Source organism: Aliiroseovarius marinus, from assembly GCF_050881025.1.
Taxonomy (GTDB): Bacteria; Pseudomonadota; Alphaproteobacteria; order Rhodobacterales; family Rhodobacteraceae; genus Aliiroseovarius; species Aliiroseovarius marinus_A.
In genome coordinates, this window is the sequence record NZ_JBNNXQ010000001.1 from 1,001,335 (window position 1) to 1,022,992 (window position 21,658).

The window sequence follows — 21,658 nt, forward strand, 5'->3', positions numbered from 1 at the left end:
ATGTCGGCAGGGGCCGATCCTGTTGCCGCACAATCGTATCGTTGCATGTGAAACGAAGTCAAGAAAAAGGGACACTTCACATGCGAAGTAATGAAATGCCAACAATTTGAAAGGTTAAGCCGGTGTAAACCCCGCTTTGTTATCACTGTCCCTGGGTGAAAAATATGAGGTGGTGGGATGAGTGCGGATGGACAAGCACCAATAATCATCAAAAAGATTAAGAAAGGTGGTGGCGATGGTCACCACGGTGGCGCATGGAAAGTGGCCTATGCCGACTTCGTGACCGCCATGATGGCTTTCTTCCTTTTGATGTGGCTGTTGAATGCGACAACCGAAAAACAACGCAAAGGGATTGCGGACTACTTTAGCCCGACGATCCCTGTAAACCGGGTCTCCGGTGGCGGCGATGGATCATTTGGTGGCGACAGTGTCTTCTCGGAAGAAACCTTGTCACAGTCTGGAACCGGTGGCCTGCCCGCGGTGCCAAACGTGAACAGCGCCAGCTCGGGTGGCTCCGGCAGCGATGGCGAGAAAGAAGCGGAAACAGAAGCTCTGGAAGCTGTGGAAGAGATGTTGTTGGGGCGGTCTGGTGAAAGCATGGTCAGCCCGGAAACTCAGCGCCACATCATGACGCGCGTGACTGACGAGGGGTTGATCATTGATATCTTTGACCTCGAGGGTGATCCGTTATTTGAGCCCGACAGTGATATTCCGACCAACGTGACCACGCAGATCATCGCCATGGTGGCTCGTGTGTTTTCGCTGGTCGCCAATGATGTCGCTGTCGAAGGGCATGTGGCCACGCAGCCGCTTGTGATTGCCGAGAACACGGCCTGGAACGTATCAGGTGCGCGTGCCACGCGCGTGCGTCGCATGCTTGAAGCGGCTCTTCTTGATCCTGAACGCATACATCGTGTGACAGGTCATGCTGATCGCGAGCCTCATGACCAGAATGTCATGTCGCCACGAAACAACCGGATCGAGTTGATTCTGCTGAGAAACCAGTAGCTGAGAACAAATATCGTTCAGATTGTCTCTGTTAGGCCTACGTTAATGCTGCGCCTGTAATGCTGTGTCGACCAGAGGTTGATGCAGCAGAAAGGCGCACCATGACGATTTCCTCTTCGCTTAGTGCCGGCGTGGCCGGTTTGAACGCGCATGCCACGAAATTGGCAACGATTTCGGACAATATCGCGAATTCCTCGACATTCGGATATAAACGGGCCACGGCCGATTTCCAAAGTATGGTGATCGGCGGACTGGCTGGTGCCGGCAGTTACTCTGCCGGTGGGGTAAGGACGACAACGCAGCGTCTTATCGATGAACACGGGCCCCTGATTTCCACATCAAACCCGATGGATATTGCGGTTGGTGGGCGCGGCATGCTGCCCGTCACGCAAGAAGTTTATGCCGATGATCCGGCTGGCGCGCGTCCGATGATGATGACAACAACGGGATCTTTCCGAACCGATTCTGACGGAGTTCTGAAAACCGAAACCGGCCTGGTTTTGCTGGGCTGGCCTGCGGATGCTGATGGCAATATCGGGGTGAACCCCCGTGATACCGGCGTTGGACTGGAACCCGTCGTGATCAACTCGAACCAGACTGCCGGTGATCCGACAACGCAGATGAAACTGGGTGTAAACCTTCCTGCTGTTGAAACAGAAGCCGGTGCGGATGGCACTTCGCTGCCACTGTCAGTCGAGTATTTCGGGAACCTTGGTACATCCGAAACTTTGGATTTTTCGTTCACTCCAACAGTCCCTGGGTCTGGTGCCTCCAATGAATGGACGATGCTGATCACCGACAGCGCTTCAGGCGGTGCGACCGTTGGTGAATATACTCTGACCTTTGACGACAGCCGGGCAGATGGTGGTACGCTTGCCTCTGTTGCCGTGGTTTCGGGTGGTGCATATGATGCCGCGGCCGGAACTTTGGACCTGACCGTCGCCGGCGGCCCTATGACATTGACCATCGGCAGCATTGGGGATCCCAATGGCCTGACGCAGCTTTCAGACAGCTTTGCGCCCGTTTCAATCACCAAAGATGGCTCGCCCGTGGGCAATCTGACGGCGGTCGAGATTGACGAACACGGCTATATCAAAGCCACCTATGACACCGGATTCATCCGCACAGTCTATCAAGTGCCGCTGGTTGATGTTCCGAATCCAAATGGCTTGATTTCATTGTCGAACCAAGCCTATCAGGTCTCGCCCCAAAGCGGCTCCTTCTTCATGTGGGATGCAGGTGACGGACCAACCGGTGAAGTTGTTGGTTTCGCGCGCGAAGGGTCGACCACTGATGTGGCGGGCGAGCTTACCAACCTGATCCAAACACAGCGTGCCTACAGCTCTAATGCCAAGGTCATTCAGACCGTGGATGAAATGCTGCAGGAAACCACAAATATTAAACGCTGAACCACCTGACGAAAGGCGGTATTGATCCATGAGCATCGCAGGCGCAATGTCGAACGCTTTGTCCGGGCTGGGTGCCAACGCCCGCGCGGCCGAAGTTGTGTCGTCAAATGTCGCGAACGCAATGACCGAAGGCTATGGCGCGCGTTCACTCGCTCTGTCGACCCGGTCTTTGGATGGATCGGGATCCGGCGTGCGCGTCGAAGGCGTAATGCGCCATGTTGACGAAGCCTTGATTGGTGACCGGCGCCTTGCAGACGCGTCGGTTGCCTATGGAGATAGCCTGTCTTCCTTCTTGACGGATTTGGAAAGTGCGCTGGGCACACCAGATAAGCCCGGGTCACTCAGCGCACGCGTCGCCCAGTTCGAAGCCAGCCTGATCGAAGCAGCGGCGTATCCTGATAGCGAAGCCGCGCTGTCTTCGACGCTTGCCGCAGCCAAAGGCATAGCGTCTCATCTGAACAGCACCTCAGACATGGTGCAAACCGCACGATTGGAAGCAGACCGCGAAATCGCGGTTCAGGTCGAGACGCTCAATCAGGGGCTCAAAGATGTACAGGTCCTGAACACCAAGATTCGCGAAGCCACCATGCGGGGCGTAGACCCTTCGGGAATGATGGATCTGCGCCAGCAAAAAATCGACGAGATTGCCTCGATCGTGCCGATGAAGCAAATCTCTAGGGACGGAAATCAGGTGGCCCTGATCTCGACTGGCGGTGCCATTCTTCTTGATGGCAAGGCGGCAGAACTCAGCTTTTCCACCGTGAACCTGATCGTTCCGGAAATGACCATCGCAAGCGGTGCCCTGTCAGGCCTGCAGATCAATGGCCGGTCAATTGAAACCAGTGGCGCCCGTAGCCCAATTGCAGGTGGTTCCCTCGCGGCTCAGTTTGAAATCCGCGATGAAGTTGCGATCCAATCACAAACACGATTGGATGCCGTGGCGCGCGATTTTGTAGAGCGGTTCCAAGACAGCTCGGTTGACCCGACAACTGCACCAGGTGCCGCAGGTCTGTTTACGGATGCAGGTGCCGTATTTGATGCGGCCGACGAGCTTGGCCTGTCATCACGCCTCGAGGTTAACACACTTGTCGATCCTGATCAGGGGGGGGCTTTGTGGCGTATTCGGGACGGGCTTGGAGCCGCCGTTCCTGGAAATGTCGGCGATTCCAGCCTGATCAATAGCCTGGCAGATGCTCTCAGTAACAAGCGTGTTCCGGCGTCAGGCGATTTTCTGGGTGCAGCCAGAAGTGCAGGCGGCTTGACGGCTGATTTGTTGACGCTGGTCGGTTCTGATCGCAAAGCCGCCCAATCCGAACTCAGCTTCGCTTCTGCACAACAGTCGAGCCTGAAACAGATGGAGCTTTCGCAAGGTGTCGACACGGATGCAGAAATGCAAAAACTGATGCTGATCGAACAAGCCTATGCAGCGAACGCGCAGGTCATCTCGGCTGCGGACGAGATGTTGCAAGCGATCCTTCAGCTATGATCGGGGTTTAATCAGATGTCTTTTTCGACCTTTGGAGATCTTGCCAGCACGTTCCAGTCACGCACCTATAGCGCACGGATAAAGCAGGACCTGACCCGGTTGGGACTTGAGCTGACGTCGGGTGTTAAGTCAGACGTTTCCACCGCAGTCACGGGTGATTTCGGCCCCATCGCAGGCATAGAGCACAGTCTGAAACTGATGGATGCCAGAGATCAGGCGGTGAACGCAGCAACGACCCGAATGACTGTGTCGCAGACGGCCCTCGAAAATGTACAGACGCAGGTGCAAGACCTCTCTTCTGGTGTTCTGAGCGCCGTGAGTTCGAGGAACGCGACGTTGATCGGAACCACCGCGGTTGATGCACGACAGAAGTTTGCTTCTGTTATTTCTTCAATGAATGCCCAAGTCGCTGGCCGATCGGTCTTTGCAGGCGCTGCCACAGATGGGCTGGCGCTGGCTGATGCTGAGACAATCATTGCCGATTTGATGACGGCAGTTTCGGCGGAAACAACAGCAGGTGGGGTATCCAACGCCATCAACGATTGGTTTGATCTGCCTGGTGGAGGGTTTGACACAATTGCCTATCTGGGTGCGGCTGTTGATCAAGGGCCCATCCGATTGGGCAATGGTGAAACCGTTGAGGCGCCTGTGCGTGCCGATGACACTGCGATTCGGGATACTCTAAAGGCGCTCGCGAAAACACTTGTGATCGCAGAGGGCGCTCTATCAAGCGATGTTTCTGAGCAAGCTGGCTTGATGGAGATGTCTGCGCAAAACCTGCTTGAGGCGGTCGATGGGCTTACGATGGCACGCGCAGCGGTCGGGGCAGTTGAGGCACGGATCGAAAATGCGGCTGCGCAAAACTCGGCAGAGAAATCGACGTTGGAGCTGTCTCGAAATGAGCTTCTGGCCGTCGACCCCTATGAAACCGCAACCGCACTTCAGGCGCTCTACGGGCAAATGGAAAGCCTCTACACCGTGACGGCGCGACTGTCACAGTTGAACTTCACGGATTACATGCGATGAAAACTCTGATTCTGGCCTTCATTTCTTTTGTATTCTTGGCCACTACGAGCCAAGCAAACACCATCAGGATCAAGGATTTGGTCGAATTTGATGGCGTGCGCGGGAACGATCTTGTCGGCTATGGCCTGGTCGTTGGGTTGAACGGAACAGGGGATGGCATCCGAAATGCACCCTTTACCGAAGACATCATGTCAAACATCCTCGAACGCCTTGGCGTGAACATCACCGGAGAGCAATTTCGCCCAAAGAATGTTGCTGCTGTTTTTGTGACTGCGACCTTGCCGCCATTTGCGCGTGCAGGGTCGAGTATTGATGTCACGGTCTCTGCGATCGGAGACGCGAAAAGTCTTCTTGGTGGGACTTTGATTATGACCCCATTGAACGCGGCGGATGGTGAGATTTATGCTGTCGGTCAGGGGACTGTTATCGCTGGGGGCGCAACGGCTGATGGCGATGGTGCGAATGTAACTCAAGGCGTTCCAACCAGCGGTGTTATCCCAAATGGCGCGCGTGTTGAGTTGGAGTTGGACTTTGATTTCTCGGCTCTCAAGTCCATTCGGCTTGCGCTAAGAACGCCTGATTTCACCACGGCCGGGCGTATCGAGCGGGCCATCAATGGCAAATATGGCCGTGTTGTTTCACGGATGCTGGATAGCGGCACGGTGGTGGTCGATATCGGGGCAACCCGTGCGATATCTCCTGCGCATGCTTTGGGAACAATCGAAAACATCGGTGTTCAGCCCGAGCGGAAAGCGAAAGTTGTGGTGGATCAGCGTTCAGGGACCATCGTGATGGGCGCAGATGTCAGGATCAGCCGCGTGGCGGTGTCGCAAGGGAACCTGACGCTTCGAATCCAAGAGCAACCTATCGTGGTACAACCTAATCCTTTTTCCAACGGACAACCCATCTTGGTGCCCAGAACGAATGCTGCCTTGGAAGAAGAGCCCGGAATTGGTCTCGCGGAAGTCGAAGGCGGAACCTCGCTTTCCGAAGTGATTGCAGGGCTAAATGCGCTTGGCGTGTCACCGCGGGATATGATTGACATTCTGAAAAGCATCAAAGCCGCTGGCGCTCTACATGCCGAGTTCATTGTGCGCTAGCGTCTCGGTTAAACGATTCCCCCGCACGGGTGCATGCACCGCTTGATGAATGAAGAATACCTTCGGCTGAGTTGGATCTCGGGGAAGGAAAGCGCGTGTGCAACAAACGAAATGTGTATGAGTTGGCAATGTATGGCGGGCCAATATCTGGTTTTGGCATCTCAAATTGGCTTTAAGGCGTGATTGGCCTCTCGTGACCAGAGTCTATTTCGCATCATGTTGGCGGTGAGTGTTGAATATTTTTGGTGAGTGGGAATATGATTTTCTCATGAAGCGCAGCACACCATCTTTTTTCCCACCAGCCAGAGATCGCGTGCACGAAGTGTGTGGCGCGGGTGTTTATGGATTTGCTTTTGCACTTCTGTCGCAGTGCGGCGGAAGGGCGATTTGGGTGCGTGAGGCTTGGAGAAACCAACAGATCAATCCGTCAGGATTTGCAGATTATTTTGACCCCTCAAGACTAACAATTTGCAACACATCCGATCAGACGGAAACGCTTGCTGTTGCTGAAGAGGCTTTGCGTTCGGGCGCTGTTTCGCTTGTTGTAATGGTTCTTGGAAAGCCGGTTGGGTTGACGGAAGGGCGGCGATTGCAACTTGCGGCCAAGCAGGGCAAAACAAGGGGACTTGCAGTTATTCCCGAGGGGATGGGAAGCAACGCTGCGGAAACCCGATGGCGGTGCACGCCTGTGTTTGAAACGAGTGATGCGGACAAACCTCGCCGCGACTCGACTCTTCAATGCTGGGAGCTTATTAAGAACAAATCAGGAACATTGGGTGTCTGGCATGTTCGATGGGATGCAGCGTCGCGTCGTTTCAATATGGTTTCCCCGGTTGGCGAGTGACCGGGTTCTACGTCAGTATCCGCTTGATGGGCCATTTGCTCTTACTCTGAAGCAACGAAACTCAAATCGTATTTATTGCCTGAATAAATCCGCAGAAAACCACGGGCTGCAGCAGGGTATGCCCTATGCGGATGCCCGTGCATTCTGTCCCGATCTGCAAAGTCGCATTGCCAGCCCGAAACAAGACCATCGCTTCCTGTGCGCCTTGCGCCGCTGGGCCACACGCTATTGTCCCTGGGTGGGGCTGGAGGGTGAAGATGGCTTGGTGTTGGACATCACTGGGTCTGCGCATCTGTTTGGAGGCGAGGACACGATGCTGGCCGACATGCGTATGCATCTCATACGTGCCGGAGTGTCGGTTCAGATTGGTCTGGCAGACACGCGGGGGGCCGCCTGGGCAATGGCGCGGTATGGCGAAGGGATTGCCCCGCGAGGTCAGGTGTTGGCGGCTGTGGAACCCTTGCCTGTCGCGGCCTTGCGGATTGAGGATCACATCTCAATTTCACTGCAACGGTTGGGACTGAGATCTATTGGAGACTTGGCGAAAGCGGCGCGGGCACCGCTGACCCGTCGCTTTGGGCCGGGCCTGTTATTGCGGTTAGATCAGGCGCTGGGCCTGCGTGCCGAAGAAATTTCGCCCCATATGGAGCCTCCCCATTTTGCTGTGCGCATGACTTTGCCCGAGCCAATCGGGTTGCTGTCTGATGTCATGACCGGGGCAGAGCGGCTTCTTAAACAACTTTGCGCAAAACTGAAATCACATGAGATGGGTGCGCGAAAGCTGCGCCTGACCTTGCGCCGTGTTGATCAAGATCACCAGCAGGTGGAATTGCGTCTTGCGCGTGCAGTGCATGATCAAAACCGAATCCTTCCGTTGTTTGAGCGGGGGCTAGATGAGATAGATTCTGGTTTTGGCATCGACCAACTCAGGCTTGAAGCCACACAGGTCGAACGTATGCCAGCGCAACAGGTCAGTTATGTTGCTGATAGCGGGCAAGAAAAATTGGATGACCTGATTAGCCGGCTTGGCACGCGAATCGGGTTGGAGAATATTCATTGCTTTTTGCCCGCGGATAGCCACATCCCGGAACGCAGTTTCATCGTTTCCCCCGCAGCCTATTGCGAGCCGGCGGGGGGCTGGAGCAGTCCAAATCCACGCCCTTTGGTTCTTTTTCCACCTGAATCCATTGCCGCCAGTGGGCCACGCCCTCCATCACGGTTTCGTTGGCGACGCATGTCGCTGACCACGGGCCGGGCTGTCGGGCCAGAACGCATTGCACCGGAATGGTGGCTAGAGGATGAAAACTGGCGCTCGGGCTTGCGCGATTATTGGCGGGTGGAAACGCGCGAGGGGCGCAGGCTCTGGCTATTTTACACACCACAAAACCCTGGTTGGTTCGTGCAAGGAGAGTTCGTATGACAGAGCGAAAACTCCTCCATTGCCCGGTTGAAAATGCCCGGCAAGAGATGCAGCGCAATCGAGAGCAGGCGCTGGATTACGCCGAGCTTTGTGTGACCACAAACTTCACATTCTTAACCGGGGCTTCCCACCCTGAAGAATTGGTGGTGCGCGCAGCTGAACTGGGGCTGTCTGCTATTGCCATTACAGATCGCAACTCTTTGGCGGGGGTTGTGCGGGCCTGGTCTACACTGAAAGAACTGAAGCGAGACGCACAAGATGTGGTGAAAATTCGTTCACAACAGCGGGTGGATCCGTCTTCCCGTCAGGAACTTGGCCCAAGTATTCCGGTCACAAACCCTAAAACCAACCAGTTGCCCAAACTGATTGTTGGATGCCGACTGGTTTTGCAGGGGGGCTCGACGGATTGGATTGCGCTACCACGCGACCGGGCGGCGTATGAACGGCTGACGCGGCTTCTGACACTTGGCAAACGGCGCGCCCGCAAAGGAGATTGCATTCTTTACACCAAGGATATGATCGCCACCTGTAAGGGGATGACCCTGATCGCTTTGCCGCAGGGCGATCTTAACGTGGCTATACCGGAAGTCAGAGAGCTTCAAAGGCATTTCCCAGGCTATGTTTTTCTGGGCGCTGCGCCGCGCTACGATGGCAGTGACCAAGCCTATCTGGCGGCATGCGCCCAAGTGGCACAACGGACCTCAGCCCCGATGGTGGCTGTGGGTGATGTTCTGATGCACCGTGCCAGCCGTCGGCAACTGGCTGATGTTCTGACCTGTATGCGGGAACACATCACCATAGATCAGATCGGCACCCGCGCGCTTGCAAATGGTGAGCGTCGCCTCAAGGCGGGCGGGGATATGGCGCGCGTGTTTCGAACTCATCCCGCTGCGCTGCGCCGGAGTGTGGAGATCGCGGACCAATGTAGCTTTGATCTGGGAGAGCTGTCTTATGAATATCCGCATGAAGAAACGGATGGGGAAACACCGCTGGCGCGATTGGAACGCCTTGCCAAAGAGGGCCTGAAACGTCGGTATCCGGGTGGTCCACCGGATAGGGCAATCCAGCTCATGGAGAAGGAGCTGGAGGTGGTGCAAGCGCTTGATTTTCCAGCCTACTTTCTGACCGTTCATGACATTGTACACTTCGCAAAGTCACAAGGGATTCTGTGCCAGGGGCGCGGTTCGGCGGCAAATTCGATTCTGTGTTACCTTTTGGGCATCACCGATGTCAGCCCCGATATGATCGCCATGGTGTTTGAGCGGTTCGTGTCAAAGCACAGGGGTGAGCCACCAGATATCGATGTGGATTTCGAACATGAACGCCGCGAAGAGGTGATCCAGTGGATCTATGAGAAATATGGCCGCCACCGTGCCGGCCTTTGCGCGACCGTCATTCATTTTCGAACGCGTGCGGCTATTCGCGAGGTCGGGAAAGTGATGGGCCTCAGCCAGGATGTGACGGCAGGGCTTTCCTCGCAGATCTGGGGCATGAGCGATGGTGGCGTGGATCTGGATCGTATTCGCGAACTGGGACTTGATCCCGGAGATCGCCGTCTGATGCAGACACTTCATCTGATCAAAGAACTCATCGGCTTTCCGCGCCATCTGTCACAACATGTCGGTGGTTTTGTCATCACGCGGGGGCGGCTGGATGAACTGGCCCCGATCGAAAATGCTGCGATGGAGGATCGCACAGTGATTTGTTGGGACAAGGATGACATCGATGCTTTGGGCATTCTGAAAGTGGATATTCTAGGTCTGGGAATGCTCAGTTGTATTCGTAAGGCCTTTGGGTTGATGGAGGCTCATGAGAACCTGCAGCACAGCATTGCCACGATCCCGCAAGATGACACCGCCACTTACGATATGCTGTGTCGTGCCGATGCGATTGGGGTTTTCCAAGTGGAAAGCCGGGCGCAGATGAATTTCCTGCCCCGGATGCGCCCCCGAGAATTTTACGATCTGGTGATCGAAGTGGCGATTGTGCGCCCCGGCCCCATCCAGGGCGGTATGGTGCAACCCTATATCCGGCGACGCACCGGGCAGGAACAGCCCGCCCCGTTTGGTCCTGCGTTAGAAGAGGTGACGCGGCGCACGCTTGGGGTACCGCTATTTCAGGAGCAAGCGCTGCAGATCGCTGTGGTGGGGGCGGGGTTTTCGGCGGAAGAAGCCGATCACCTGCGCCGCTCGCTGGCTTCGTTCCGGCGTATGGGCACCATTGGCACCTATCGTGAGAAGTTCATCAAGGGCATGCTGAAGAACGGCTATTCGCAAGAGATTGCCGAACGTTGCTTTGGTCAGATCGAAGGCTTTGCCGATTACGGGTTTCCAGAAAGCCACGCTGCGGCTTTTGCCATGCTGGCCTATGTCTCGGCCTGGCTTAAGTGCCACCACCCTGCAATCTTTGCCTGCGCGCTTTTGAACTCTCAACCCATGGGGTTCTACGCGCCCGCGCAAATTGTCCGTGATGTACGTGAACACGGTGTGGAAACGCGTCCCATTTGTGTGAACCATTCAGCGTGGGATAACACACTTGAACGCCGCCCAGATGGGGTCTTGGCGCTGAGGCTGGGGTTTCGCCAGATTAAGGGGTTTCGCCAGGAAGATGCGGATTGGATTGTGGCTGCGCGCGGGAATGGATACCCTGACCCTCAGTCACTGTGGCTGCGGGCGGGATTGCGCCCGGATGTCCTGACCCGGCTGGCCGAGGCGGATGCATTTTCTGACATGGGCCTCACGCGGCGCGATGCGCTTTGGCAGGTCAAGGCCATTCGCAGCCCCGACCCGTTGCCGCTGTTCAATGATCCTCTTGATGGCGAAAATATCAATGAGCCAGAGGTCAGGTTGCCCAACATGCAACTGGGTGAAGAGGTGGTCGAGGACTACGTGTCCACACGGCTGACGTTGCGCGCGCATCCGATGGAGCTGTTGCGCCCCACGATGCCGGGGCTTGTTACCCACGCCTCTTTGCCGAACATCCCGCTGGGCCGTCACAGCGTTTGCGGTCTGGTTATCACGCGCCAACGTCCCGGCACTGCATCTGGTGTGATCTTTCTGACGCTCGAGGATGAAACCGGCGTCAGTAATATTGTCGTCTGGCCCAAAATCTACGAGCAGTTTCGGCGCATTGTGATGGGGGGGCGGTTGTTGCGGGTCACGGGATATTTGCAACGTGAGGGGATCGTCGTTCACCTGATTGCGCAGGATGTGCAGGACATGTCTGACAGGTTGTCGGAACTGGGGCACCCGCAGCCTGAAGCCCTGACCACTGAAGGCCCGCGTGCGGATGATACGCCCAAAGCCGCCCGCTATCCTGCCCGTGCCATGCATCCCCGTGATCAAGCAAAGCGACTGTTTCCCAGTCGGGATTTCCATTGAGCGGGTGCCGCAGGACCAATGCGTGAACGATATTAAGCCTTGGCGAGGAAATCTCGCGCGGCGGTGACGGCTTTTTGGGTATAGTTGGCGACTTCAGGGCCGGTCGGGTCATAGCGCGGAACGGCCCAGCCCATCGACGCAAAGCGGCGCATCATCAGGAACATGGGCAGCAAATGCTCTGCCTCTTGGCTCAACGCGCGGTGGTCCTGATACCCCGCCAGCGCCGCCGTCTTGATCGCCTCATACGCGGGTTCGTCAACGTTCTGGGTCATCATCACCGCAAGGTCGTAAAGCCGGAACCCAAACCCCGCGTCGTCAAAGTCGATCAGCGTCAGCAATCCATTGTGAATAAACACGTTTTCGCGCAGCGCGTCCGCATGAATCAACCCGAAATCCGCCCCGTTTTCAAGAAAGACAGAGGCCAGATCATGCGCCACAGCCCGCGCCCGCAGCACCATGTTCCGCTCGTCTTCGCTCAGCGCCGGACACTCCCAGAACCGCCCCCAAAATGGGTCGTCCCCTAAAAGGCCCGGGATGTCCCAGCGGTGCCGGGTAAAGCCCTCGGGCAGGGTAATCTCGTCCGTCAGATTGTGCAGCTTTGCCAGCTCCGCCCCGACATTGCGGTACAGCGCGGCTTGCTCCTCTGCCGTGCCTTGCAGTGGCACGCCGCCTTCGCCAATCGGTGCGCCTTCAACCCAGCTGACCATTGTGGCAGATTGGTTTTCCCCCAGCACCAAAACCGTATCGCCTGAAGGCAACGCAATCGGGGCGGGCACGCGCATGCCTTTCTTCGCCAGCGCGCCCATCCAATCCAATTCCGACCGAATGGCCGCCTCGGATTGATAGCCCGGACGGTGAAGCCGAAGGGCGGCGGGTTTGCCCGCGATCCGCACCTCGTGCACCGCGTTTTCACGATCCTTGATCATGCGCACATGTTGCGCGCCCCAAGCCTTGAGCGCGTGTTTCAAAGGTTCGTTCATGCGGGCAGGGCCTTCAAAGCATCATCCAGCGTTTCGACAAGCAGGTCGGCCTGCGCCTGATCAAAGCACATGGGCGGGCGGATTTTGATCCCGTGATAGTAGCGACCCACCGAATGCAACAGCACGCCGCGATTTCGCATGGCCTCTACCAAGTCCTTGCAGAACCCGGCGGCAGCCTCTGTGCTGCCATCTTTGGCAAACTCAAGCCCCAGGAACATTCCGGCGCCACGCGCGTCGGCGATCATGGGATGTTTCAGTTGTTTGAGCAGGTTGAGGGTATAGTCGCCCGTGTCCCGCGCGTTCTCGACCAGGTTTTCTTCTTCAAGAACCTGCAAGACAGCCATGGCGGCGGCCGCGGAAACCGGGTTGCCGCCGAAGGTGTTGAAATACCCAAACCGCGTACGGAATTCGGCCATGATTTCGGGCCGCGTGACGACAGCCGCCACCGGATGCCCGTTGCCCATAGGTTTGCCCATCGTCACGATGTCGGGCGCCAGGCCAATCCGGTCATGCCCCCAGAAATTGCGCCCGGTGCGGCCAAAGCCCGGTTGAACCTCGTCCGCGATGATGATGCCACCTGCGCGGCGCACCGCTTCGACGGTTGGATCAAGGAACCCTTTCGGCAAATCGGGGAAACCTTCATTTGCAAAGAAGGGGCACAAGATCAGCGTGCCAAAACCGTGGCCAGCCGCTTCAAGCTCATCGATCGCGCGCTGGATGCCGTCTGCAAAGGCTTGCGCTTGTGCCTCGGGGCTGCCGCCCAACGGGGTCAAGCTGTCAGGTGACGGCACCTTCTTGATCCAGTCCACCGCCCCGCCGATCGGAGTTTTCTTGGCTGACAGGTGACTGACCAGATCGGTGTTGCCGTGATAGGTGTTGTCCGTGCAGATAATCCCGGTTTTTCCAGTCATCGCACGGCCCATGCGCAGGGCGATGTCATTGGCTTCGGACCCGGTGCACACCATGATCATTGTATCCAGATCATGCGCCATCGTGCCTGTCAGGCGTTCTGCATAATCCAGAATACCATCATGCAGATATCGCGTGTGTGTGTTCAGGGTAGCGGCCTGTTTCGTGATCGCATCGACCACCTTTGGGTGTGCGTGCCCCACATGTGGCACATTGTTATAACAATCCAGAAACCGGTTGCCATCTGCGTCCCAAAGCCAAGCCCCTTTGCCGCGCACGATGTGTACAGGGTCGCGATAAAACGTGGTCATGTTGGGGCCCAGCAAACGCGTGCGGCGTGCCAGAAGATCGGTGCTCATGTGGATTAGTCCTCGTTGATACGGCCCCTTAGGGCTTTGACCTGACCGCGGCGGGTCTTGGCATCCATTCGGCGTCGTTTGGAGCCGAGCGTGGGTTTTGTTGGAATGCGTCGCTTGGGTGCGACCAGCGCTTTGCGGATCATCTCCGCCAGGCGTTCGGCTGCAATTTCGCGATTGCGGGCCTGGCTGCGTGTGTCCTCGACACGGATGGTGATGGCCCCATCCTGCGCCCATTTGCGCCCGGCGATACGTTTCAGGCGCGTTTTCACAGCCTGTGTCAGCTGTGGTGACCGGGAAGCTTCGAAGCGCAATTCGACAGCGGTCGAGACCTTGTTCACATTTTGCCCACCCGGACCCGACGAGCGGCTGAAGCTTTCGCTAAGCTCCCAATCTTGCAGGGTGATATCGTCTGTCACGCGGATCATGGGTGCACCCTAAGCCACTTTGGATCCGAAATGGAAGGTGCTAGGGCGTTTCGAGATTAAGTTATGATCCAACTTAATCTCGAAACGCTTTCGTAGCTGAAATGAAAAGGGCCGCCCCAGTGGGACGACCCTTTCGAGAATGTAGGAGGTGGGGCCGGTTAGACTTGGGTCAATTCGGCCCGCATTTCCACCCGGGGGCTGCCCCGGAAGGTCGCGACCTAGACTGTCCCAGCACCTCGCTCCGTTGTATCTCTTGACATGGACACCTCCTTTCTCGCTGTTGCTATATCTAGGAGCGTGCCACAGATTTTGCGTTTGTCAAAACTTTTCACGCAGGATTTGGTGAAAGTTTCGTGACGAGAAGGCGAAATGGCACCAGTGCCAGCAGTGCCAGCGCCAGTTTGACCATCCAGTCAGCCATGGCCAACGACACCCAGAGCGGGGCAACGGGGCCAGTGCCAAGAAGCGGCAGCATCTCACCTGCCCAGCTGACGTCATTGGCGGGTTCCAGCGCTGTCAAAGCGCCCGAGAACGCGATGGTGAAGAAGATCGCTGTGTCGACGGAGCTGCCAATCAGGGTCGATACCACCGGAGCGCGCCACCAGCGCCCATCCCGCAGTCGGTCAAAGATGGCGACATCAAGAAGTTGGGCGGTCAGGAAGGCAAGGCCGGACCCCATCGCAATGCGCAATGTCACAAGCGGGCCAAACTCGCCCATGATCTGCGTGCCGATAAAGCTGCAAATCACGCCAGTGACAAAACCGGCAAACACAACTTTGCGCGCGGCTTTCACACCATAAACGCGGTTCATCACATCGGTGACGAGAAACGCAAGGGGATAGGTAAATGCGCCCCAAGTCAGCCATTGGCCGAACAGGAATTGCACCAAGATATTGGACGCCACCACAATGGCGGCCATGGCGATAACGCCAGGAAGAAGACGGGTCATATTGTTGGTCCGTTTTAGCAAGGTTGCGGAGACTTGGCCCCTTTGTTCAGGGACGGGCTGCTTTTAAGGGGCTTTCACGGTTGGATCAAGCCCTCGCCGCAGGTCACGCATTATTCTTCAGCCACCTTCGGCACTCTGTATTCCACCAATTCGGTGACTTGGAAAAACTTGAAGTTGTCGTCAGAGACCATCGTCAGGCGTATGTCGCCTTTGTCGTCTTGCCAGACAGCGAGCCCTTCCAGATTATCATGGGCACCAACGGGGGATTGAAGCAGTTCGACCTCGTTGTGAAAGCCCTTCGCGCCGATGTCGAACCGCCTGACCCGGCTGGTGAACCCCAAAATGCCGCTCAGGTGACGTTCAAGTAGGTAAAACTTTCCATCCGGCCCGATATCAGCGCCAACCGGCAAATAGGGTGGGCGGCGCGGTATTGAATACGGTTTTTCCCAATTTTCCCGACCGGCGCGTTTCACGTAGACGGGAAACCGTCCGGAGTTGCTGCCGGTACGTTCCGGGATCGCATAGAGCGTGCCATCAGCGCCAATCGCAAGGGTTTCAAGCGAAGAGTTGTTCTGCATCGACTTGAAATCCGGGTGGCTTTTCAGATTGGTCGCCGCGCCGAACGGGCCATCATAGCCCAACACGCGATGCTTGGCTTCGAAGCTGACAAAAAGCTTGCCATTTGCATCCATTGCCAGACCTTCGGCATCGTTCCAGAACCGTTTGAACGGTTTCCCTTTCCGCGATTTCAAAGGCTGAATGCGGCTGGATTTTACGTCGCTGATCTGGCCATTTTTGCGGATAAGATAGCCGCGAAAGATGTGCGCCTTATCCGTGATGGCAACAAATTTACGCCCGCCCGCGTCCAGCTCCAAACCCGATATGCCGCCAAATTGCGGGTCGCTGCCGCGCCAACGATATGTGGACACAAGCTCGGCCTCGGATGCGGTTTGCGCTCCAAGATCGACGGTCAGAAGAGCGCAAAGCGCCCCTAACGCGATGAGAGCACGGGTCCGCATTGGTTGGGCAGGTCCTTCAGGGTGAGCGGGCCGCGCGGCTTACGTGGCTTGCTTGGTTTTGCGGGTTTTGGGGCGGGTTTCGGATGCAAAATATCCTGCACCCATTTCTCGGCATCTTTGCAGCCATCACCCGGTGGCGGCGGGGCCTGATTCACGCATCCCTTGACGCCTTTGGGACAGGAAAGGCGCACGTGGAAATGATAGTGATGTCCCCACCACGGGCGAATTTTCCTGAGCCACCGGCGATCTCCTTTGGCAGCTTTGCACATGGCCACCTTTGCACCGGGGAAGACAAAAATGCGCGCGACGCGCTTGTCTTTTGCAGCAGCCTTGAGAATCTCATGGTGCGCGCGGGTCCAGTTTTTGTTCACATAGGCGCCCTTGGCGCGGCGGGTGGAAATGGACGAAATGTTTTCGCGTTCATTCTTGCTGAGGTTCAGGCGTTGGGGCGGCAGCATCCAGATATCGGCGTCCAGTCCGATCTGATGTGACCGGTGACCGGTCAACATCGGCCCGCCACGTGGTTGGCTCAGGTCGCCGACGTAGAGCCCTTTCCAGCCAGGCTGCGCCGCCGCCTTGCGCGACAGTTTTTTCACGAAATCGATCAGTTCCGGATGCCCCCAGTTGCGGTTGCGCGACAGGCGCATTGCTTGCCAGGTCGGGCCGGTCTGAGGCAGTTGTTCGGCCCCGGACAGGCAGCCTTTTGCATAGGACCCGAAAGCGGCGGGTCGTGTGGCTGATCCTGTGCGTGCGGCGCCAAACAATTGCTTGGCAGCGGTTTCTGCCGTGGCCAAATCAGGGCTCATGCTGAAAGCGGCCGTGGCGACCGCAAGGCAGGTGATCCAGTTTCTAACAATTCTCATGACCAATAGACCTCTTAATGCTCACCATCAGGTTTAACCCAGATCAACAGAATAAGTCCCAGCAAAAAGAGCCCGATAAGCGGGGACACGCCGAGCCGCGCACTGCCCGTCATCGTTGTAAACCACGCGATCAAAGCAGGTGCCATAAAGGCGGTGGCACGTCCCGACAGGCCGTAAAGACCGAAGCTTTCCGTTGGCGCGTTGGGGTCTGCATGACGTACCATCATGGATCGGCTGGCGGCCTGCAAGGTGCCGCCCATGCCGCCAATCAGCATGCCGCACCCAAAGAAAATCGCATCGGGCAGGCTGGAATCGGGCGGCAGTGCGATGCCGAAAATGGCCTCGCGTGTCATGTTGATGATCAGAATGCAGACGGCAATCAAAACAAGGATCGCGCCGATAATCACTGGTTTCGGCCCGTGCTTTCCGTCAATCCGGCCGCCCAGCCAACTGAACAATGCCGCGGCCACCCCTGCAATGATCCCGAAGATGCCGATCGAGACGATGGACCAATCCAGAACAAGCCCTGCATAGACTCCACCAAAGCCATAAAGCCCGTTCAGCGCATCGCGATAAAACATTGAGCCGCCCAGATATGAAGCGAGGCTGCGTTTATTGCGAAGCCCGCGGATCGATCTGCCAAGGATGGAAAGTGCGGCAGAGAGGCTGTGTTTCTGGCCCGGGTTGGGAAGGTCTTTGACCCAGAGCGCATAGGGGATCATGAAGACCAGAAACCACAGCGCCACAAAGGGGCCAACCATGCGTGTGCCTTCGCGCATCGCGGGGTCAAGCAGGCCGAAGCCGGGGTCCAAGCCTACCAGAGTTTTCCCGTTGGGTTGCTCGGCGAAGAACACCAGCATGATGGCCAGTGCGATCAAACCGCCGACATAGCCGAAGGCAAAACCGGATCCCGAGATCTCTCCGACCTCGTCTTTGTCGGCCAGACTGGGCAGTTGGGAGTTGGTAAAGACCAGCGCAAATTCGGCCCCAATGAACCCCAGCGCGAACATCACGATCATTGCCCAAAGGTTCGAGCCATCGGGCTGCGTCCACCACAGGGACCCGGCGCCAACCACGTAAAGAAGCGCGAAAAAGGCAACCCATGGGCGCACGCGTCCGGCTGTATCCGCCAAGGCTCCCATGATCGGCGCGCCAAACCCAACGATCAGACCCGCCGCGGCCAAACCCCAGGACCAGACGCTTTGCGCCTTTGCGTCGGCCGCTTCCTCGGTCAAGCCCTGAGCCAGAAAATACTCGGCTCCAACAGCCGCGAAGAAAGGGCCAAAGACGAATGTCAAAAGCAATGTGTGATAAGGTTGGCTGGCCCAATCGAACCAATACCATCCCCAAATACGTTTGCGCGCTGATATGTCTTTCATTTCTGCCCCCTGTTTGAAGTGATCAAACAGGGAAAGGACGACAGGGGCAAGGGGGTCAATGCGCGGGTGGCCAGGGTCGCGTGGCGTCAGCGTCGATCCAGGCTTGCACCCATGCAGGCAATGTTGGCGATGGGTCGGTGGCACCAAGTGCTGCACAGGCGCGATCCGTATCCACGATCCCATTTCGATCGGTCACCGCGGCACGATAGATGATCTGATTGGCGCACTCATCTCCCAGCCACATGCTCTGTTCCACATAAAAGAACCGTGCGTCCCATCCGACAAGTCGGCTGCGCATCTCGAACTTCGCAAATGTGCGAATCCGTTTGCGGTAGCGCACGCTGGCTCCGGCCATGGTCAGCCCCCATCGCTGTTTCAGAAGAACGCGCGATAGCCCCGTGCGCCCGGCCAATGGAATGCGCCCAAGGTCGTAAAGCGTCAGGGTGCGCCCGTTGTTCAGCTCTCGCCACAGGTCGATGTCCCAAGGCCAGCACCGATGATGACTGACATGCGTGCCGGTTATCGGCAAGGGTGTGGCGCGGGCCGTCAGAGCCAGCTCTTTGAACATGCGGACAAACGGATACATGAGAACTCCTATGGGTTGTGCTTCCCCTGCCGCGCCTTAACCACAACGTCAATATGAACCGCGCGTCACCCTTGCCCTTGGGGCACAGGCCGCCTAGATGGAGGAAACGCAGACCAAGGAGCCACCATGCAATCCCTGTTCCAAATCCTGATGCTGATCGTCGATATCGCCTGGTTCATCATGATCGCGCATATCGTCATGTCTTGGTTGATCAACTTTCAGGTGCTCAACCTGCGCCAGCCGATCGTGGCGCAGATCTGGTATGGTCTGAACCGTCTGCTAGAGCCGATTTACACGCGCATTCGCGCCTTCCTGCCTGATATGGGGGGGCTGGATCTGGCGCCGCTCGTGGCCCTGATTGCGCTCTATGCAATTCGGATCATTCTGATCAATAACATCACGGCTTTCTACTAAGCCCTTGTCCATCGCGCAGGGCCGTGGGAATGTGCTGCTCAAACACGAGCAGCACACATATGCCCCGCGATCTGGACCTATTGAAATCCGTTTTCGGCTTTGATGAATTTCGACCCGGTCAGGCCGAGATTGTCGAGGCCGTTTCGGCCGGTGAAAACACACTTGCCATCATGCCGACGGGTGGCGGTAAATCTCTTTGTTTTCAACTGCCTGCCTTGTTGCGCGATGGGGTGACAGTGGTCATTTCACCGCTGATTGCCCTGATGCGCGACCAGGTGCGCGGCTTGCAGGCCGCGGGTGTTCAGGCAGGCGCATTGACCTCGGGCAACACCCAAGAAGAAACCGATGCGGTTTTCCACGCGCTTGAACAAGGTAAATTAAAACTTCTCTACATGGCGCCCGAGCGGCTGGCGTCGGGTGGAACACTGAACCTGCTGCGTCGGATCGGCACCAGTTTGATCGCTGTGGACGAGGCGCATTGCGTTAGCCAGTGGGGTCATGATTTCCGTCCGGACTATTTGCGGATCGGAGAGTTGCGGCGTGCGCTGAATGTGCCTCTGGCTGCGTTCACCGCAACAGCCGATGAAGAAACCCGCGTCGAGATTGTCGAGAAACTGTTCGACGGGCAGGCTCCGTGTGCTTTCCTTCACGGGTTCGACCGTCCGAACATCCACCTCGCGTTTGCTGCGAAGATGAACCCGCGTCAGCAAATTCTATCCTTCTCAGCTGCCCGAAAGGGTCAATCCGGTATCGTTTATTCCGCCACACGTGCGCGCACCGAAACGCTCGCAAATGCCCTGCGGGAGGCTGGCCATGCGGCGGTGCATTACCACGGCGGGATGGAAGCCGAAGACCGTCGCGAAGTCGAGCGGAGGTTCCAGCAGGAAGATGGCCTGATTGTTGTGGCCACCGTGGCCTTCGGGATGGGGGTGGACAAGCCCGATATCCGATGGGTCGCCCATTCCGACCTGCCCAAATCCATCGAGGCCTACTATCAGGAAATCGGTCGAGCGGGGCGGGATGGTGCGCCAGCCGACACTTTGACGCTTTTCGGGTCCGATGATATCCGCCTTAGGCGTGCTCAGATCGACGAAGGGCTTGCTCCACCTGAACGGCGGGCGGCGGACCATGGGCGGTTGAACGCGCTATTGGGTTTGGCCGAAGCGCATGGTTGCCGTCGCCAGCAGCTTCTGGCCTATTTTGGTGAAAAAGCTGCGCCCTGCGGCAACTGCGACCTGTGCTCAACACCGCCCGATCTGTTTGACGGCACCGTTGACGTGATGAAGGCGCTTTCGGCGGCGCTACGCACTGATGAAAGCTTTGGCTCGGGCCATCTGATCGACATTTTGCGCGGGAATGTGACCGACCGGGTGCGCGACCGGGGCCATGACGGCCTGCCGACTTTCGGGGTGGGGAAAGACCACAGCAAACCCATGTGGCAGGCCATTTTCCGGCAGATGCTGGGGCTTGACCTTGTGCGCCCCGACCCCGATCGGCATGGCGCGTTGCGGATCACGGAAAAAGCGCATCCCGTATTGCGGGGCGAGCAACAGGTTACGCTTCGGCGCGACACGTTGAAACCAGCCCGTCGACCCGCCGCGAAAATGCTTGTTTCAGAAGAAGATGCGCCGCTTCTGTCTGCGCTGAAAGCCAAACGTCGGGCGCTTTCCGAGGCAGCACGCGTGCCGGCATATGTGGTGTTCACCGACAAAACCCTCATTGAAATGGCGGAAAAACGGCCGGCAAATCTGGACGAAATGGCGATGATCGGCGGGATCGGCGCGAAGAAACTGGAAAGCTATGGGCAGGCGTTTCTAGAGGTGATTGTCGGTGCGCGACAAGACATGCATCCGACCCGCCGCAAACTTGCAGGCCGGTCGGCAGGTGGACTTTACGATCGGCTCGAAGCGTCCGCCGCTGCGCTGATACGTGGGGAAGATGGCACAGGGAAATATCTGACTGTGCCGCCCCGTATTTTGCGTCTGATTGCAGAACGCCGTCCCACCAGCCTATCGGATATGGCGCGGATATCCGGCATGGGGGATGCAAAGGCCGAGCGGTTCGGCCCGGCCTTTCTTGATATTCTGAACGAAGGGGAATGA

General features: G+C 57.2%; 18 protein-coding genes. 10 read left to right on the forward strand and 8 right to left on the reverse strand.

The window, feature by feature from the left end; translation table 11 throughout:
- Nucleotides 1–177 precede the first annotated feature (177 nt).
- The 8 genes from ACRY08_RS04750 to ACRY08_RS04785 all read left to right on the forward strand — a co-directional run bounded on the left by ACRY08_RS04750 (nt 178) and on the right by ACRY08_RS04785 (nt 11,673).
- A complete protein-coding gene (locus ACRY08_RS04750; RefSeq protein WP_432448698.1) occupies nt 178–1,008 on the forward strand; it encodes an OmpA/MotB family protein in 831 nt (276 codons plus the stop codon).
- A gap of 101 nt (nt 1,009–1,109) precedes the next feature.
- A complete protein-coding gene (locus tag ACRY08_RS04755) occupies nt 1,110–2,417 on the forward strand; it encodes a flagellar hook protein FlgE (RefSeq protein WP_432448700.1) in 1,308 nt (435 codons plus the stop codon).
- Between the two features lie 28 nt (nt 2,418–2,445).
- Entirely contained in the window at nt 2,446–3,903 is a 1,458-nt protein-coding gene (gene flgK, locus ACRY08_RS04760; RefSeq protein WP_432448701.1) for a flagellar hook-associated protein FlgK, read from the forward strand.
- A gap of 15 nt (nt 3,904–3,918) precedes the next feature.
- Nucleotides 3,919–4,929 carry a flagellin gene (locus ACRY08_RS04765; RefSeq protein WP_432448702.1) on the forward strand — a complete coding sequence of 337 codons (1,011 nt, stop codon included), beginning with the start codon at nt 3,919–3,921 and terminating at the stop codon, nt 4,927–4,929.
- Complete coding sequence (locus ACRY08_RS04770) at nt 4,926–6,029, forward strand: flagellar basal body P-ring protein FlgI (RefSeq protein WP_432448703.1); 1,104 nt, start codon at nt 4,926–4,928, stop codon at nt 6,027–6,029. The genes ACRY08_RS04765 and ACRY08_RS04770 overlap by 4 nt, the downstream gene beginning before the upstream one ends.
- 268 nt (nt 6,030–6,297) lie before the next feature.
- The gene (locus ACRY08_RS04775; RefSeq protein WP_432448854.1) at nt 6,298–6,873 is read left to right on the forward strand and encodes an ImuA family protein; all 576 of its coding nucleotides are present in this window, start codon (nt 6,298–6,300) and stop codon (nt 6,871–6,873) included.
- Nucleotides 6,815–8,293 (forward strand): Y-family DNA polymerase, encoded by a 1,479-nt coding sequence (locus tag ACRY08_RS04780; protein WP_432448855.1) that lies wholly within the window; start codon nt 6,815–6,817, stop codon nt 8,291–8,293. The genes ACRY08_RS04775 and ACRY08_RS04780 overlap by 59 nt, the downstream gene beginning before the upstream one ends.
- A 47-nt stretch (nt 8,294–8,340) precedes the next feature.
- Entirely contained in the window at nt 8,341–11,673 is a 3,333-nt protein-coding gene (locus ACRY08_RS04785) for an error-prone DNA polymerase (protein ID WP_432448856.1), read from the forward strand.
- 32 nt (nt 11,674–11,705) lie between these two features.
- Here ACRY08_RS04785 and ACRY08_RS04790 read toward each other — a convergent pair whose 3' ends face one another.
- The 8 genes from ACRY08_RS04790 to ACRY08_RS04825 all read right to left on the reverse strand — a co-directional run bounded on the left by ACRY08_RS04790 (nt 11,706) and on the right by ACRY08_RS04825 (nt 19,142).
- Nucleotides 11,706–12,653 (reverse strand): phosphotransferase enzyme family protein, encoded by a 948-nt coding sequence (locus ACRY08_RS04790; RefSeq protein WP_432448704.1) that lies wholly within the window; start codon nt 12,651–12,653, stop codon nt 11,706–11,708.
- Complete coding sequence (locus ACRY08_RS04795; protein WP_432448705.1) at nt 12,650–13,921, reverse strand: aspartate aminotransferase family protein; 1,272 nt, start codon at nt 13,919–13,921, stop codon at nt 12,650–12,652. Before ACRY08_RS04795 ends, ACRY08_RS04790 begins: the two co-directional genes overlap by 4 nt.
- A gap of 5 nt (nt 13,922–13,926) precedes the next feature.
- Nucleotides 13,927–14,346 (reverse strand): alternative ribosome rescue aminoacyl-tRNA hydrolase ArfB, encoded by a 420-nt coding sequence (arfB, locus tag ACRY08_RS04800; protein WP_432448706.1) that lies wholly within the window; start codon nt 14,344–14,346, stop codon nt 13,927–13,929.
- Between the two features lie 328 nt (nt 14,347–14,674).
- Complete coding sequence (locus tag ACRY08_RS04805; RefSeq protein ID WP_432448707.1) at nt 14,675–15,295, reverse strand: queuosine precursor transporter; 621 nt, start codon at nt 15,293–15,295, stop codon at nt 14,675–14,677.
- 110 nt (nt 15,296–15,405) lie between these two features.
- Complete coding sequence (locus tag ACRY08_RS04810; RefSeq protein WP_432448708.1) at nt 15,406–16,314, reverse strand: esterase-like activity of phytase family protein; 909 nt, start codon at nt 16,312–16,314, stop codon at nt 15,406–15,408.
- Complete coding sequence (gene mepA, locus ACRY08_RS04815) at nt 16,287–17,120, reverse strand: penicillin-insensitive murein endopeptidase (RefSeq protein WP_432448857.1); 834 nt, start codon at nt 17,118–17,120, stop codon at nt 16,287–16,289. Before mepA ends, ACRY08_RS04810 begins: the two co-directional genes overlap by 28 nt.
- A gap of 71 nt (nt 17,121–17,191) precedes the next feature.
- Complete coding sequence (locus ACRY08_RS04820) at nt 17,192–18,556, reverse strand: MFS transporter (RefSeq protein WP_432448709.1); 1,365 nt, start codon at nt 18,554–18,556, stop codon at nt 17,192–17,194.
- Nucleotides 18,557–18,611: 55 nt separating this feature from the next.
- Nucleotides 18,612–19,142: an acyl-CoA thioesterase gene (locus ACRY08_RS04825; RefSeq protein WP_432448710.1), complete on the reverse strand. Its 531-nt coding sequence runs from the start codon at nt 19,140–19,142 to the stop codon at nt 18,612–18,614.
- Nucleotides 19,143–19,268: 126 nt separating this feature from the next.
- On the opposite strand from ACRY08_RS04825, the gene ACRY08_RS04830 reads away from it, so the two are divergent.
- Nucleotides 19,269–19,556, forward strand: coding sequence for a YggT family protein (locus ACRY08_RS04830; protein ID WP_432448711.1), 288 nt, complete (start codon nt 19,269–19,271; stop codon nt 19,554–19,556).
- Nucleotides 19,557–19,615: 59 nt separating this feature from the next.
- Complete coding sequence (recQ, locus tag ACRY08_RS04835) at nt 19,616–21,658, forward strand: DNA helicase RecQ (protein ID WP_432448712.1); 2,043 nt, start codon at nt 19,616–19,618, stop codon at nt 21,656–21,658.